11 protein-coding genes are annotated in these 15,161 nt (G+C 72.2%); 4 read left to right on the top strand and 7 right to left on the bottom strand.

What is annotated here, in order from left to right:
- Positions 1–100 precede the first annotated feature (100 nt).
- From CCN39_RS31545 to CCN39_RS31525, 5 genes are all read right to left on the bottom strand, one after another.
- Positions 101–1,705, bottom strand: coding sequence for a M28 family metallopeptidase (locus CCN39_RS31545; protein ID WP_086848192.1), 1,605 nt, complete (start codon positions 1,703–1,705; stop codon positions 101–103).
- 85 nt (positions 1,706–1,790) lie between these two features.
- The gene (locus CCN39_RS31540) at positions 1,791–4,055 is read right to left on the bottom strand and encodes a M4 family metallopeptidase (protein ID WP_208630466.1); all 2,265 of its coding nucleotides are present in this window, start codon (positions 4,053–4,055) and stop codon (positions 1,791–1,793) included.
- A gap of 308 nt (positions 4,056–4,363) precedes the next feature.
- Complete coding sequence (locus tag CCN39_RS31535) at positions 4,364–5,629, bottom strand: helix-turn-helix domain-containing protein (protein ID WP_086848190.1); 1,266 nt, start codon at positions 5,627–5,629, stop codon at positions 4,364–4,366.
- A 73-nt stretch (positions 5,630–5,702) separates the two neighbouring features.
- Positions 5,703–7,721, bottom strand: coding sequence for a M4 family metallopeptidase (locus CCN39_RS31530; protein WP_086848189.1), 2,019 nt, complete (start codon positions 7,719–7,721; stop codon positions 5,703–5,705).
- Positions 7,722–7,970: 249 nt separating this feature from the next.
- Entirely contained in the window at positions 7,971–9,254 is a 1,284-nt protein-coding gene (locus CCN39_RS31525) for a helix-turn-helix domain-containing protein (RefSeq protein WP_244211079.1), read from the bottom strand.
- A gap of 120 nt (positions 9,255–9,374) precedes the next feature.
- Between CCN39_RS31525 and CCN39_RS31520 the strand changes: the two genes are divergently transcribed.
- From CCN39_RS31520 to CCN39_RS31510, 3 genes are read left to right on the top strand one after another with little or no spacing between them, the layout of a single operon-like run.
- Complete coding sequence (locus CCN39_RS31520; RefSeq protein ID WP_086848187.1) at positions 9,375–11,207, top strand: glycoside hydrolase family 9 protein; 1,833 nt, start codon at positions 9,375–9,377, stop codon at positions 11,205–11,207.
- A gap of 9 nt (positions 11,208–11,216) precedes the next feature.
- Positions 11,217–12,002 carry an LOG family protein gene (locus tag CCN39_RS31515; RefSeq protein ID WP_086848186.1) on the top strand — a complete coding sequence of 262 codons (786 nt, stop codon included), beginning with the start codon at positions 11,217–11,219 and terminating at the stop codon, positions 12,000–12,002.
- Positions 12,002–12,586 carry an LOG family protein gene (locus CCN39_RS31510; RefSeq protein ID WP_086848184.1) on the top strand — a complete coding sequence of 195 codons (585 nt, stop codon included), beginning with the start codon at positions 12,002–12,004 and terminating at the stop codon, positions 12,584–12,586. Before CCN39_RS31515 ends, CCN39_RS31510 begins: the two co-directional genes overlap by 1 nt.
- A gap of 35 nt (positions 12,587–12,621) precedes the next feature.
- Here CCN39_RS31510 and CCN39_RS31505 read toward each other — a convergent pair whose 3' ends face one another.
- Entirely contained in the window at positions 12,622–13,296 is a 675-nt protein-coding gene (locus tag CCN39_RS31505) for a lysophospholipid acyltransferase family protein (RefSeq protein ID WP_086848182.1), read from the bottom strand.
- Between the two features lie 51 nt (positions 13,297–13,347).
- Here CCN39_RS31505 and CCN39_RS31500 point away from each other — a divergent pair, with 51 nt between their 5' ends.
- Complete coding sequence (locus CCN39_RS31500; protein ID WP_086848180.1) at positions 13,348–14,250, top strand: glucosyl-3-phosphoglycerate synthase; 903 nt, start codon at positions 13,348–13,350, stop codon at positions 14,248–14,250.
- On the opposite strand, the gene CCN39_RS31495 is transcribed toward CCN39_RS31500, so the two are convergent.
- Positions 14,186–15,161: ATP-binding cassette domain-containing protein (locus CCN39_RS31495; protein ID WP_143264220.1), on the bottom strand; the 976-nt coding region annotated here is incomplete at its 5' end. The genes CCN39_RS31500 and CCN39_RS31495 overlap by 65 nt on opposite strands.

The following is a 15,161-nucleotide window of genomic DNA, read 5'->3' as shown; positions in this document are numbered from 1 at the left end:
CGCCCAACATAAGCGCCGTGGGGAACCGGTGACTACCTACGAACGGGTGGTCTAGACAACTCGGGGGGCGCCCGGCGAAGGGCGCCCCCCGAGCGGCCGGTCAGACGGTCAGCGTCCAGGAGGACAGGTAACCGGTGTCGGCGGGGCCGACGTCTCGGATGCGGAGCTGCCATGCGCCGTTGGCGGCCTCGGTGGAGGCGTTGACGGTGTAGGTGGTGTCGATGTTGTCGGCGGAGTCGCTGCTGGAGTTCTTCAGCCGGTAGGCGGTGCCGTCCGGCGCGACCAGGTCGAGGACCAGGTCACCGCGGTAGGTGTGGACGATGTGCACCTCGACCTTGGTGGTGCCCGACGCGTTGCGCGCGCAGCCGGCGACGGTGCTGGTGCTGTTCACCGCGGCGCCCGGGTAGTCCGGGATGTCCAGCCGCGTCGAGTTGGTCACCGGCGCGCACGACGAGCTGCCGACCCCGAGCGAGAACGTCGCCGTGTGGTCGGCGTTCGCGCCGTCCGCGGTCACCGTGATCGGGAAGGTGCCGGTCGGGGTCGACGACGTCGTCGTGATGGTCAGCGTCGAGGAACCGCCGGAGGAGATGGTGGCCGGGTTGAACGACGCCGTCGCGCCCGCGGGCAGGCCCGAAGCGGACAGCGAAATCGACTGCGCCGAGCCGGACGTCGTCGCGGTGCCGACGGCGACCTGCAGCGACTGTCCCGGTTGGACGGTTCCGGACGCCGGGTTCAGCGACACGGAGAAGTCGTTGCCCTGCGGCGTGCCGACGGCCAGCTTCCACAGCGCGTAGGCGATGGCGTCGCTGTTCTTCTCCAGCGGCGGGTCCGGGATGTTCGCCGTCGTGTCGCAGGCGCGGTGGTAGCAGTTGTCGAACGGCGAACCCGCGGTGCCGCCCCACTTCTGCGCCTGCGCCGAGCTCTTGATGTCGCCGGCGCCGGTGGCCAGGCCGCCGACCGGGATGCCCGCGCTCTTGAAGGACGCGTGGTCGGACCGGCCGTCGCCTTCGCTGTCGCCCTCGGTCTGGATGCCGATCGAGGTGAAGTACTCGTCGAAGATCGCCTTGACCGAAGCGACGTCGTCGTAGACGAAGTAGCCCCAGTTCTTCGAGCCGATCATGTCGAAGTTGAGGTAGGTCTTGATCTTCGTGCGCTCGGCGCTCGGCAGGTTGTTGACGTAGTACTTGGAGCCGACCAGGCCGGACTCCTCGTCGGCCCACCAGCCGAACCGGACGCGCTTGGCCATCGCCGGGTTCGTGCGGGCCAGCGTCAGGGCGACCTCGAGGATCGACGCGCTGCCCGAGCCGTTGTCGTTGATGCCGGGGCCGGCGCTCACGCTGTCGAGGTGCGCGCCGAGCATGATGACCTGGCTCGCGTCGCCCTGCGGCCACTCGGCGATCAGGTTCTGCGACTGCCCGATGCAGCTGGTGCAGGTCTGCCGGGTCGTCGTGTAGCCGGCGTTCTTCAGCAGGTTTTCCACATAGGACACCGAGGCCGCGTAACCGCCGCCGCGCGGCGAGCGCGTGCCGCCGTTGTTGTTGGCGATGGTCTGCAGCTGGTTGAGGTGGGCCTTGACGTTGGCCAGCGAGATGTCCGGCGCGGCGAGTGCCGTGGCGGGCGCGGCGGTGGCCGCTGGCGCGCTGACGACGCCCAGCACGGCGGCGAGGGCGGTGACCCCGGCGCCGAGTCGTGTCTTCCACTTCATGGCGGTGAATTCCTTCGGTGGGGGTTGAGGAGAACGGCCGTGAAGGCCGCACCGGCGAGGTGCGGCCTTCACGGGGTGGGGAGTGCTACACGGTCAACGTCCAGGAGGACAGGTAACCGGTGTCGGCGGGGCCGACGTCTCGGATGCGGAGCTGCCACGCGCCGTTGGCGGCCTCGGTGGAGGCGTTGACGGTGTAGGTGGTGTCGATGTTGTCGGCGGAGTCGCTGCTGGAGTTCTTCAGCCGGTAGGCGGTGCCGTCGGGGGCGACCAGGTCGAGGACCAGGTCACCGCGGTAGGTGTGGACGATGTGCACCTCGACCTTCGTGGTGCCCGACGCGTTGCGCGCGCAGCCGCTGACGGTGTTGGTGCTGTTGACCGCGCTCGCCGGGTAGTCCGGGATGTTCAGGCGGGTCGAGTTGGTCACCGCGGCGCACGACCCGGTGGTACCGACGGACAGCGAGTAGGACGCCGTGTGGTCGGTGCTGGCCCCGTCGGCGGTGATGGTGATCGGGAAGGTGCCGGTCGGGGTCGACGACGTCGTCGCGATGGTCAGCGTGGAGCTGCCGCCGGAGGAGATCGTCGCCGGGCTGAACGTCGCGGTCGCGCCGGCGGGCAGGCCCGAGGCGGACAGCGTGATCGACTGCGCCGCGCCCGAGGTGATCGCGGTGCTGATCGTGGTGGTCGCCGAGGCGCCCGGCTGCACGGAACCCGAAGCCGGGTTCAGCGCGACCGAGAAGTCCGGCCCGCCGCCGCTGCACGAGGTCGGCTCACCGGTCGCGGCGGTGACGGAGACGGCGTCCCACGCGGCCTTGGTGGTGTTGTACTCGACGCAGCTGCCCGGGAAGAGCGCGATCGCGGCTTCGAGGGTCGCCTTGCGGGCGGCCTTGTGGTTCCACGACGAGGTCTTCTTCAGCAGGCCGTTGTAGAAGATCTTGCCGGCCTTCTGGATGCCGAGACCGGTGACGCTCGAGTTGTTGCAGGTCGGGCTGGCCGGCTTGCCGCCACCCGGGTTCGACCCCTCGGCGAGCAGGTAGAACCAGTGGTTCTGCGGGCCGGCCGCGGCGTGCACCTCGGTGCTCGGGATCGACGACGAGTAGCAGTTCGGGTCGCCGACCTTCGACGGCTGGTACATGTAGCGGATCGGGCCGTCCCCGACGAGGTTGACGCCCTCGCCGACCTCGTAGTCCGGGGTGTCCTTGGCGTTGTTCGCGTACGCCTCGGTCAGCGCGCCGAAGATGTCACCGGTCGACTCGTTCATGCCGCCGTTCTCGTTGCCGGAACCGGCACCGCCCGGGGTGAACTGGAAGATGCCGTGGCCGAACTCGTGGCCGACGACGTCCATCGAGGTGGCCTGGCGCTGGTTGTCCTGCGAGTGGCCGAAGTGCGTCGACGAGCCGTTCCAGTACGCGTTGACGTCGGACAGGCCCACCGAAGCCGGGTAGCCGGTGCCGCTGCCGTTGATGCCGTTGCGGCCGAGCCAGTCGGCGAGCATCTTCCACTCGGTCTGGACGCCGTACAGCGTGTCGACGCAGGCGGTCTCGAGGTCGGTGCCGGAGCCGTTGCCCCAGGCGTTGTCCGGTCCACTGTAGACGGAACCGCCCTCGCGGCCGCAGCTGATGCCGGTGCGGCCCGGGTCACGCATCGTGTACGTGCTGCCGGACTGCGTCGTGTCGATGGACACGTTCCCGACGTAGTAGCTGTTGCCGGTGCCGGCGACGTTCACCGTGCCGGGCTGGGCCTGCCGCGTCGCCCCGGAGGCGAAGGTCTTCACGTCGTCCCGCTTGTCGAGCACCGCACCGGTCGCCGCGTCGACGAACACGTGCAGGTTGCTCGGCGCCGTGGCGGTGCGCCCGGCGACGACGACCTCGTAGGCCAGCTTCGGGTTCGCCCCGGCCAGCACCACCTTCTCCGGCGTGCTCACACCGTCCACAGTGGGCAGTTGAGCGCGCGCGGTGGCGGCGGCCTTCGCGGCGTCGAGGGCCGCCTGGGTCCCGACGGAGATCGCCGCCGTCTCGGCCGCGCTGGTGCCGCGGACGCGCCCGGCGCCGTCGGCGACGACCACCGCGTCCCCGCCCACGACCCGCAGGCCCTGGTAGGTGCGCTGGTAGGCGCCGTAGAAGAGGCCACCGCCACCGGCGGTCAGGCCGATGCGCTGGAACGATTCCGCCGGGCCGCGGCGCAGGGCGTCGAGACCGCTGGCGGCGGCTTGGTCGGCCGCGCGGGCGGCCGCCGCTTCGGGAGCGGCGGGCTGGGCTTGAGAAGCTGCGCTCGCCGGGGTCACCGGTAACGCGAGCGTCATGGCGAGCCCGGCGGCAGCCGCCAAGCCCGTGCTGAACCCACGATGGGTCATCGAGGTCTTCCTTCCATGAAGGCAGAATCGAGGTCCGGTAAGGGGAAAAGGAGACGTGTCCGGGGTGCTAACAGGAGGTATGCGTCCGGACGCATCCGAGTAAAGGATCAGCGGATCGGGGCGTCAATGCGCCGAACGGACCAACGGCACGTTCCGGATTATCGAATCAATTCGTACAAACCCCGCCGCAGCAGGGGATTCTCGCCGCGTTCCGCGTCGGAACGACTTTCGTAGGGATTGTCCGCGACACCATCCGAACGCCGGACGATCTCGATCATCGGGATTCGTTAGTACCGCTCAGAATCGCTTCAGTCGGCTTCCGCGCCGAGCGCGAGGAGGCCGTTCCGCAGCACGTCGGCCGCTTCCGCCTGCTTCCCGGTCTCGCCGAGCAACTCGCTCAGCGGCCGCAGCGCGCGCACCAGCACCCCGCGCGCGCCCAGCCCGGTGGCGAGCTCGACGGCGGCCCGCAGGTCCTCGGCCGCACGGCGGGCGTCGCCGCGGGCCCTGGCCAGCGAGCCCAGCTGCAGCCGCAGCTCCGCGGCCAGCGGCGTGCCCGCCACGACCGCCGGCCGGACTTGGTCGAGCAGCGCCGCCGCCGTCTCCAGCCGGCCCGCCGCGAGGTACTCCGCGGCGAGCTCGACGGTGATCGCCGGGACGTCGTCCGGCCACGCCGTCTCCCGCGCCGCGCCGAGGTCGGCCAGCGCGCCTTCGACGTCACCCGACCGGCCGCGGACCCGGGCCCTGGCCAGCAGGCAGTACGCCATCGCCGGGTGCAGCGCCCGTTCCTGCATCAGGTCGTAGGCCGCAGCGACCGACGCGGCGGCGTCGGCGAACCGGTCCGCCGCCAGGTGGCTGCGGCAGACCTCGACGTGGCTGCGGGTCAGCTCCGCGAGCACCGCCGGGCCGCCCCGGGCGAGCCGCAGCGCCGAATCGGCGTACTCCGCCGCCCGCTCCAGGTCGCCCTGGCGCAGGTGCCGCTCGGCCAGGCAGGCCCGCAGCGTCAGCAGCATCGACGGCTGCGGGTAGCCGTCGCGCAGCAGCTCGGCGTGGCAGGTTTCCAGCAGGTGCACCGAATACTGCACCTCACCCCAGCCGGTCAGCACGGCCGCGCGCAACGGCACGACCATCGCCCGCACCGGCGGTGGCTCACCCGACAGGGCCGTTTCGGCGTCCGCGACGTACTTGGTGCGGACGTCGCCGGTCGAGTACCCGGCCAGCCACAGCAGCGCGATCCCGGCCTGCCGCGGCCGGTCGAGGCGCTCGGCGTGCCGCCGGATCCGCTGCATCCGCGGGGTCGCGCGGCGGGCGTCGCCGGCCAGGAACCGCTCCGCCGTCTCGATCAGTTCGAGGTCCAGCTCGATCAGCTCCCGCGGCGACCGGCCGCCGAGCAGTTCACCCGCGTCGATGCCGAGTTGCTGGGCGAAGAACCGCAGCGCGTCCCCCGACGGCGTCCGCGCGCCGGTCTCGACCGACGACACGTACGCCGCGGAGTACTGCGGCCCGGCGAGCTCGCGCTGCGTGAGCCCGCGTTCGGTGCGCAGCTCACGCAGGCGTTCGCCGACGCTCTCGCTCACACAGGCCGCCTTTCCACCGGTTCAGGGTAAGCCGCGCGGTGGCCGGCGTGGCCGGCCACCGCGCGGTGCGGGATCAGCAGGCGCCGCTGTCGCTCCAGACGGCCCACGAGGTGGGCGCGCCCGGCTCGGCGCCGGTCGAGTACCACAGCGACGTCCACTTGTGACCGTTGTGCCCGACGACGTCGTCCGGCACGTACGCCTTGGCGGCGTCCCACTCGGCGAGCCCGTCGCAGCCGGTCGGCGGGGTGCCGGTGCCGACGGTGAGCGAGAACTGCGCGGTGTGGTCGGCGTCGGTGCCGTCGCCGGTGACCGTCACCTGGCTGGTGCCCTCCGGCGTGGTCGCCGAGGTGGTGATGGTCAGCGTCGCGGTGCCGCCGGAGGAGATGCTCGCCGGGCTGAAGGCGGCCTTCGCGCCCTCGGGCAGGCCGGTGGCCTCCAGCTGCACGGTCTGGGCGTTGCCCGAGGTGATCCGGGTGGTCACCGTGGTGGTCGCCGTCTGTCCGGGTTGGACGGACGCCGAGGTCGGGGCCAGCGTCAGCGAGTAGTCGTTGCCGGCCGGCGGCTGGCCGGTGCAGGTCGGCTCACCGCTGACCGCCGGCACGCTCACCGCGTCCCACGCGGCCTTGGTGGCGGCGAACTCGGTGCAGCTGCCCGGGAACAGCGCGACGGCGGCTTCCAGGGTGGCCTTGCGGGCCGCGCGGTGGTTCCACGACGAGGTCTTCTTCAGCAGGCCGTTGTAGAAGACCTTGCCGGCCTTCTGGATGCCGATGCCGGTCACCGTCGAGTTGTTGCACGTCGGGCTGGCGCCGCTGCCCTGGGACAGGAGGTAGAACCAGTGGTTCTGCGGGCCCGCGGCGGCGTGCACCTCGGTGCTCGGGATCGAGGACGAGTAGCAGTTCGGGTCGCCGACCTTGGACGGGTTGTCCATGTAGCGGATCGGGCCCTGGCCGACGAGGTTGACGCCTTCGCCGACGCTGAAGTCCGGCGTGTCCTTCGGGTTGTTGGCGTAGAACTCGGTCAGCGCGCCGAAGATGTCCCCGGTGGACTCGTTGAGCCCGCCGTTCTCGTTGCCCGAGCCCGCGCCGCCCGGCGTGGTCTGGAAGATCGCGTGGCCGAACTCGTGGCCGACGACGTCCATCGGCGTGGCCTGGCGGCGGTTGTCCTGCGAGTGCCCGAAGTGCGTCGAGGAGCCGTCCCAGTAGGCGTTGACGTCGTTGAGGCCGACGCTCGCGCGGAACCCGCCGCCCGCCCCGTCGATGCCGGTGCGGCCGAGCCAGTCGGCGAGCATCTTCCACTCGGTCTGGACGCTGTAGAGGACGTCGACGCAGCCGGTCTCGAGGTCGGTGCCCGAGCCGGTGCCCCAGGTGTTGGAGCTCTTCGTGAAGATCGAGCCGCCTTCGCGGCCGCAGGCGATGCCGCGGCGGCCGGGGTCGGTCATCGAGTACGAGCTGCCGGAGCCGGACGTGTCGATCGGGACGGTGCCGGCGTAGTAGGAGTTCCCGGTGCCCGCCTCGCGGACGTCGTCGCGCGTGTCGAGGACCTTTCCCGTGGTGCTGTCGACGAAGACGTGCAGGCGGGCGGGCCTGCCGTGGTCGCGGCCGCCGACGACGACCTCGTAGGCGAGCTTCGGGACGTCCCCGGCCAGCACGACCAGCTCCGGCGCCCCGGCGTTGTCTACTGTGGACACCTGGGCCGCGGCGATCTTCGCGGCTTGCCCGGCGTTGACGGTGGCCCGCGTGCCGACCTCGATCGGCGCGGTGTGCGCGGCTTCGGTACCGCGGACGCGCCCGGCGCCGTCGGCGACGACCACCGCGTCCCCGCCGACCACCCGCAGGCCGTGGTAGGTGCGCTGGTAGGAGGCGTAGTAGAGCCCGCCGCCACCCGGGGTGACCCCGGTGCGGACGAAAGCCTCCCCGGCACCCTTCGCGAGCCGGTCGGCGCCGCTGAGGGCGGCCTGGTCGGCGGCGCGGGCGGCGAGCGCCTCGGGCGGGGTGGCGGCGGGAGGTGCGGGAGCGGCGGCGGCCGGGATCGCCGGCACCGCGAACGTCAGGGCCAGGCCGGCGATCGCCGCCAGCCCACGTGGGGATCTCATGGGGAACCTTTCCGGGACCGGGAGGAGTGTGCCCGAAGGAATAACTGCTGTTATTGCGCCGGACGCGTCCGAGTAAAGGTTCCGCCCGCGGACGGGTCAATGGGCCGAACGGAGCAGCGTGGTTCGGTGGAGTGCGGCCTTCTTCGGGCGAAAGCGCAGGTCGGAGCCCGGTGCAAGACTGGTCTGAACCAATTCACAGACTTTCGTAGGAAAGTTGCTTTGGTTCGGACCACTGGGCCTGCTGGTCCGCTATTCGGCGCCGGCCGCCGAGTCCAGGCCGCGCCGGTAGGCCGCCACGGCGTCGTCGAGATGACCACGTTGTCGGAGTGCGTCGCCGAGCCGCAGGGCCGTCGAAACCGCCGCGCCGTGCAGGGCCGCCCGGGTCTGGATCTCGAAGGCCTCGCGCAGCAGCCGGATCGCCGTCTCGGCGTCCCCCTCGGCCGCGGCGATCTGGCCCAGCAGGCTGGTCGCCTCGCCCAGCGACTCGACGTCCCGGGACAGCAGCTCCCGGACCTCGGAGACGAGCTTCGCGGCCTCCCCGGGTGCGCGCTGGCGGAGCCGCACCTCGGCCAGTTCGAGCGTCGCCCCGGCGAAACCCTCGTCCGCGCCGATCGCCGCCAGCTGGTCGCGGGCCGCCGTCAGCTCCGCCCGGGCCTCGTCGAGGCGGCCCAGGTGCCGCAGCAGGTAGCCGCGGGCCCAGCGGCAGCGGGCCGCGTCGCGGTCGAAGCCCACCGACGCGAACAGCCGGCACGCCTCGGTGAGGTCCTCGTCCGCCCGGTCCGCGTGGCCGGTCGCCTGCCACACCTGCGAGGCCTGCCGGTGGAACCGCGCGACGAAGTCCGGCCGCGTCGCCGCCCGCGCCAGCCGCCGTCCGTCCTCGGCCGCGCGGCGGGCCCGGTGCAGGCCGCCCATTTCCATCAGCGGGTGAATCAACGCCGTGAGCAGGCACAGCTCGGCGTCCGGGTCGGCCGGCCGAGTCGCCAGCTCGGCCTCGACCCGCGCGATCGCCGTGCCCGCGTCGCCGCGCTGGAACCGGCAGCCCGACCACCGGTGCACGATCATCGCCCGCAGCCACGGCGGTGCCGCGCCGGCCAGTTCCTCCGCGTGCTCGAGCGCCTGCTGGGCGCCCGAAACGTCGAAGAGCTGCCACTTCACCTCGGCCTGGCAGAACCGCGCGTAGCACTCGACGTCGTCGAGGTGGTAGCCCGCCGCCTGCTTGCCCACGGCCGCGAACCGCTCTTCCGCGGCGGCGATCCGGCCCTGCTCCAGGTCGCGGTAGCCCTCGTCCAGCGTCGCCCGCAGCTCGTCGGCGACCCCGGGCGGCCGGCCGAACCGCAGCTCGTCGACGGTCAGCCCCAGCCGCTGGGCCAGGTAGGCGAGCATCTCCTCCGACGGCGGGCGGTTGCCGGTCTCGACCTTCGCCAGGAAGCCCCGGTCGTAGCCCGGCTCGGCCAGCTCGCGCTGGGTCCAGCCGCGGCCGGTGCGCAGCCGCCGGATCCGCGCTCCGAGCGGTTCGGCGGGGGCACTGGTCATCTCCCCACGGTAGGTCATCGGCGCGACGGCCGCGGAAACGGACATATTGACGCCTTCGGGTGGGCCGGGCTAGCGTTCTCCGCTAAATAGGAAACTTTCCTAACAAAGTGGAGGCCGATCATGCGCCTGCTTCCCCTCGCGACGGCGGCCGCGCTCGCCGTGCCCCTCGCGGCCGCTCCGGCCGAGGCCGCGACCGCGGCGGAGATCCGGGTCGACCAAGTCGGCTACGCACTGGGCGAGGCGAAGCACGCGTACCTCCTCGGCGGCGCGGCCGGGAAGTTCACCGTCGTCGACGACCGCGGCCACCCGGTCCGCGAAGGCCGCACGGGCGCGAGCCTCGGCGCCTGGAACGCGCGCTACCCGGCGGTGTTCGACCTCGACCTGTCCACTTTGGAGCGACCGGGCACCTACCGGGTCAAGGCGGCGGGCGCGACGTCGCCGCCGTTCCGGATCGACACCGCGAGACGCCTGTTCCGCCCGCTGGTGCGCGCCACCACCGAGTTCTTCCAGGCCCAGCGCGACGGCCACGACGTCATCCCGGGCCGGCTCGACCGCAAGCCGTCGCACCTGGCCGACCGGACGGCGACCGTCTACGCGGAGCCGAAGTTCACCGGCGACGGCGGCGACGAGATCGTCGAACCCCTGAAGCCGCAGGGCGGCCCGGTCGACGTCGAAGGCGGCTGGGTCGACGCCGGCGACTTCGTCAAGTTCACGTCCAACACCGCGTATTCGCTGGCCGAGCTGGGTTTCGTGCTGCGCGAAGACCCCGATCCGGTGCTGGCGAAGGAGGTCCGCTTCGGGCTGGACTGGCTCGACAAGGTGTGGGATGGCCGCAGCCGGACGCTCTACGCCCAGGTCGGCATCGGCACGGGCAGCGAGGAGTTCGGCTTCCTCGGCGACCACGACGTCTGGCGCAACCCGCAGGACGACGACGCGCTCGACGTCAAGCCCGGCGATCCCGCCTACTTCGTCAAGTACCGGCCGGTGTTCCCCGCGGCCCCGGCGGGCGCGCCGCTGTCCCCGAACCTGGCCGGCCGCGTCGCCGCGGCGTTCGCGCTCGGCGCGCAGGTGTACGCCCACCGCGACCCGCGGCTCGCCCGCCACTACCTCGCCGAGGCGGCGGCCGTCTTCGCGCAGGCCAAGACGGCGGACGTCGGCGAGCTCGTCACCGCGTTCCCGCACGCGTACTACCCGGAATCGTCGTGGGAGGACGACCTGGAGCTGGGGGCGACGCAGCTCGCGTTGGCCGCGCGAGCGCTGAAGGACCCGCGCGCGAACGGCTGGGCCCGCGAAGCGGCGAAGTGGGCGAAGGCCTACATCGGCAGCGGTGACACGAGCACGTTGAACCTGTACGACACCAGCGCGCTCGCCCACGCCGATCTGGCCGGCCTGCTGCGCACCGGCGTCCCGGGCGCGGCGCTCGGTGCCGGTGACCTGGCCGCCGACCTGCGGCGCCAGCTGGACTCCGGGGTCGAAGCGGCGAAGACGAGTCCATTCCGGACAGCGGTCGACGTCACCGACTTCGACGCGGCCAGCAAGAGCTTCGGCTTCGCCGCGACCGCGCGGCTGTACCAGCGCGTCACCGGCGATGCGCGGTACGCCGCGTTCGGCGCGCAGCAACGGAACTTCACCCTCGGGGCCAACGCCTGGGGCGTGTCGCTCGTGGTCGGCGTCGGCACGACGTCCCCGCAGTGCCCGCACCACCAGGCCGCGAACCTCGCCGGACCTTCGAAGGTGCTCTACGGCGCGGTCGTGAACGGCCCCAACGGCGCGGACAACTTCGCCGACCTGCCGTTCCCGGCGGGGGCCGCGGAATGCACCCGTCCGTATGAATCCTTCGACGGCCGGGGAAGCCGCTACGCCGACGACCTGAGTTCATGGCCCAGCAACGAGCCCGCCATCGACTTCACCTCTACCGCGCTTCTCGCATTCTCGCTGGCGGGCAGGCCGTAGCATGGGGAAGTGAGCGAACAGTCTGAATGGCCGGACGGCCAGTACCCCGAACGCCCGGTGGAGCGGCACAAGGGCCCGGTCGTGCTGCGCCGCGACCGCCGCGACCAGGGCAGCACCACCGACCAGCGGCTCCTGGACTCGCGGGGCCCGAGCGACTGGGTGCACACCGACCCGTGGCGCGTCCTGCGGATCCAGGCCGAGTTCGTCGAGGGCTTCGGCGCGCTCGCCGAGGTCCCGCGCGCGGTCACGGTGTTCGGCTCGGCCCGCACCAAGCGCGACAACCCGGAGTACGAGCTGGGCCGCAAGATCGGCGGGGCGCTGGCCAACGCCGGTTTCGCGGTGATGACCGGCGGCGGCCCGGGCGCGATGGAGGCGGTCAACCGCGGCGCGGCCGAGGCCGGCGGCTTCTCCGTCGGGCTCGGCATCGAGCTGCCGTTCGAGCAGGGCCTGAACCCGTGGGTCGACCTCGGCGTCAACTTCCGCTACTTCTTCGCCCGCAAGACGATGTTCATCAAGTATTCGCAGGCCTTCATCTGCCTCCCCGGCGGCTTCGGCACGCTCGACGAGCTGTTCGAGGCGCTGACCCTGGTGCAGACGAAGAAGGTCACGAAGTTCCCGGTGGTGCTGTTCGGCAGCGACTACTGGGGCGGCCTCTACGACTGGATCAAGAACTCGGTCATGGCCGAGGGCAAGATCGGCCCGGGCGACCTGGACCTGCTGCACGTCACCGACGACATCGACGACGCCGTCCGCGTGGTCCAGGAGTCCTACCAGGCGTGGGAGGACACGCACTGATGCGCCGGATCTGTGTCTTCTGCGGTTCGTCCATGGGCTTTTCGCCCCGCTACGCGGAGCAGGCGGCGGCGCTCGGCAAGCTCTTGGCCCAGCGCGGCATCGGCCTGGTGTACGGCGGCGCGAGCGTCGGCACGATGGGCGTGGTGGCGGACGCGGCCCTGGCGGCGGGCGGCGAGGTGATCGGCGTGATCCCGGAGGCGCTGTCGTCGGTCGAGATCGCCCACGCCGGCCTGTCGGAGCTGCACGTGGTCGCGGACATGCACGAGCGCAAGGCCAAGATGGCGGCCCTGTCCGACGGCTTCGTGGCCTTGCCGGGCGGCGCGGGCACCCTGGAGGAGCTGTTCGAGGTCTGGACGTGGGCCCAGCTGGGCCTGCACGGAAAGCCGATCGGCCTGGTCGACGTGGACGGGTACTACGCGCCCCTGATGACGTTCGCCGACCACATGGTGACGGAGGGCTTCCTCAAGGACGGGTACCGCCAGCTTCTGCTGACCGACGCCGACCCGGCCGCGCTGCTGGACAAGTTCGAGACGTACGAGCCGCCCGCGCCGCCGAAGTGGGCGAAGGAACCGCCGGGCATCTGAGCCGGCCGCGGTGGCCTGGGCAGATCCCGTGCGGCTCAGGCCACGCCCTCGCTCGGCCGCTTGTGGTAGGTGTCCACGTACTCCTGCCCCGAGAGCTCCAGGATCGCGTACATCACCTCGTCGGTGACCGACCGGCGGATCGCCGGCGCGTAGTCCTGTCCCTCGTACCGGGAAAAATCGAGGGGCTTGCCGAACGTGATGCCGATCTTCGCCGGCCGCGGGATGCGGGCGCCGCCCGGCTGGAGCTTCTCCGTGCCCGTCAGCGCGACCGGGACCACCTTCGCGCCGGTTGCCAGGGCCAGTGCCGCGACACCCGTGTGGCCGCGGTGCAGCCGGCCGTCCAGCGAACGAGTTCCCTCCGGGTAGATCGCGAAGACGCCGCCCGCGTCGAGCACCTTGCGGGCCGCTTCCAGCGCCGCCAGCCCGGCCTGGGCGTTGCCGCGCTCGACCGGCACGTAGCCGAGGCCGCCGAGGAAGCCGGCCAGGGCCTTGCCCTTGAGGCCCTTGCCCACGAAGTACTCCGCCTTGCCGAGGAACTTGACCTGCCGCGGGGTCGCGAAGGTGATCACGCCGGTGTCGAGGGCGGCGCGGTGGTTGGCCGCCAGCAGCACCGGGCCGCTGAGCGGCACGTTCTCCACGCCGTGCACTTCGGGCCGGTACACCGCCCTGACCAGCGGTCCCAGCACGAACCGGACAAGCAGCGCGATCAAGTGGTCCTCCTCCTCGGGTGCGGTGACACCAGCATGGCACGATCGCTACTCGTGAGTTGGTTCGAGCGGCGTACGTGGCAGGAGCCCGGTTGGACGCCCGCGGACATCGTGGCCGCGAAGGGTGACCGGACGGTTTCGGTCGTGCTACCGGCGCTGGACGAAGAGCGGACCGTCGGCGACGTCGTCGCGTCGGTGCGTCCCCTTCTCGGGAATGTCGTCGACGAGCTCGTCGTCATGGACTCGGGTTCCACGGACACGACCGTGCCCACCGCCGAGGCCGCGGGCGCGCGGGTGGTCCGCCGCGAGGACGTGCTGCCGGACCTGCCGCCGGAGCCCGGCAAGGGCGAGGTGCTGTGGCGTTCGCTGGCCGCGACCAGCGGCGACTTCGTCGTCTTCCTCGACTCCGACCTGGTCGACCCGGACCCGGCGTTCGTGCCGTCGCTGCTCGGGCCGCTGGTCGCCGAAAGCGGCGTCCACCTGGTCAAGGGCTTCTACCGGCGGCCGCTGCGGCTGGAGAGCAGCGGTGGCGGGCGGGTCACCGAGCTGCTGGCGCGGCCGGTGCTCTCGGCGCTGCGCCCCGCGCTCGGCGGCCTGGTCCAGCCCCTCGGCGGCGAGTACGCGGGCACCCGCGAGTTCCTCGAGTCGGTGCCGTTCGCGGCTGGCTACGGCGTCGAGATCGGGCTGCTGCTCGACGCCGAGGCGCGGTACGGCCTCGACGGGCTCGCGCAGGTCAACCTGGGCGTCCGCAAGCACCGCAACCGGTCATTGAGCCAGCTCGGCGCGATGTCCCGCCAGATCCTCGGCACGGCACTGGACCGCTGCGGCGTCCCGGCCGCCGACGCGCCGTTCACGCAGTTCGTGCAGGTCGACGAGGAGTGGCTGCCGGACGTCACGGAGGTCCGGGTCGCCGACCGGCCGCCGATGCGGGACGTACTCGCCCGTCTTCGAGGGTGAGGACCTCGTCGAAGCCGTCGAGGTGTTCGGGGCGGTGGGTGACGAGGACCACGCTGCCTTCCGCCTTCGCGAGGACCCGCGCCAGGACGGCGTCGCCGTGGGCCGGGTCGAGGCCTTCGACGGGCTCGTCGAGCACCAGGACCTTCGGCGCGGCCAGGACGGCCCTGGCGAGGATCAGCCGTTGCCGCTGACCGCCGGACAGCGCCTCGCCGTCCGGGCCGGTGTCGCGGTCGAGGTCCAGGTCGAACCCGGCGGTGGCGCAGGCTTCCCGCAGCTCCTCGCCGGTCGCGTCCGGCTTGGCGAGCAGGAGGTTCTCGCGGACGGTCGTGTGGAAGACGTGGGCGTCGGCTTCGGCGCCGGAGATGATCTCCGGCAGGTTCCGGTACTCGCCGAGCGGATGGCCGTCGAGGGTGACCCGGCCTTCGGTGGGGGCCTGGCTGCCGAGCAGCAGGCGGAGCAGTGTCGTCTTCCCGGCACCGCTGGGGCCGAGGATCCCGACGCGCTTGCCGGGCGGCAGGTCGAGGTCGACGTCCCTGAGCGCGGGTGCCCGGCCGGGGTGGCGGACGCCGGCCTTTTCGAGCCGGAAGTGCCCGTCTCGCACGGCACGGGTGCCTTCCGGGACGGCGGGTTCGGTGAGCACGGCCCGCACCCGGGCGGCGGACGCGCGGATCTCCGGGACGCGCCGGGCGGCGCCGATCAGCGGGAGGACGACCTCGAAGGCCGCCATCGCGGCCAGGGTCAGTGCCGCGGTCCACGGGACGGACGCGTGGCAGAGCAGCCCGACGGCGACGGCGGTGACCAGCTGGACGAGCACGCCGAACGCGGTGAGCAGGGCGGTCCTGCCCGAGGTCGTCCGCTCGCCGTCGGTGATTTCGCCGACGACGCGGGTGGCGCTCTGCCGGTGTTCGCCG

The organism is Amycolatopsis kentuckyensis (assembly GCF_002155975.1).
GTDB classification, from domain to species: Bacteria; Actinomycetota; Actinomycetes; order Mycobacteriales; family Pseudonocardiaceae; genus Amycolatopsis; species Amycolatopsis kentuckyensis.
Note: the sequence above shows the minus strand (reverse complement) of the source record. Positions and strands in the feature narration are given on the sequence as shown.

Coding starts and splice junctions, on each gene's coding strand:
- CCN39_RS31545 (WP_086848192.1), bottom strand. CDS start 1,705: ATGAAGTGGAAGACACGACTCGGCGCCGGGGTCACCGCCCTCGCCGCC.
- CCN39_RS31540 (WP_208630466.1), bottom strand. CDS start 4,055: ATGACCCATCGTGGGTTCAGCACGGGCTTGGCGGCTGCCGCCGGGCTC.
- CCN39_RS31530 (WP_086848189.1), bottom strand. CDS start 7,721: ATGAGATCCCCACGTGGGCTGGCGGCGATCGCCGGCCTGGCCCTGACG.
- CCN39_RS31525 (WP_244211079.1), bottom strand. CDS start 9,254: ATGACCAGTGCCCCCGCCGAACCGCTCGGAGCGCGGATCCGGCGGCTG.
- CCN39_RS31520 (WP_086848187.1), top strand. CDS start 9,375: ATGCGCCTGCTTCCCCTCGCGACGGCGGCCGCGCTCGCCGTGCCCCTC.
- CCN39_RS31510 (WP_086848184.1), top strand. CDS start 12,002: ATGCGCCGGATCTGTGTCTTCTGCGGTTCGTCCATGGGCTTTTCGCCC.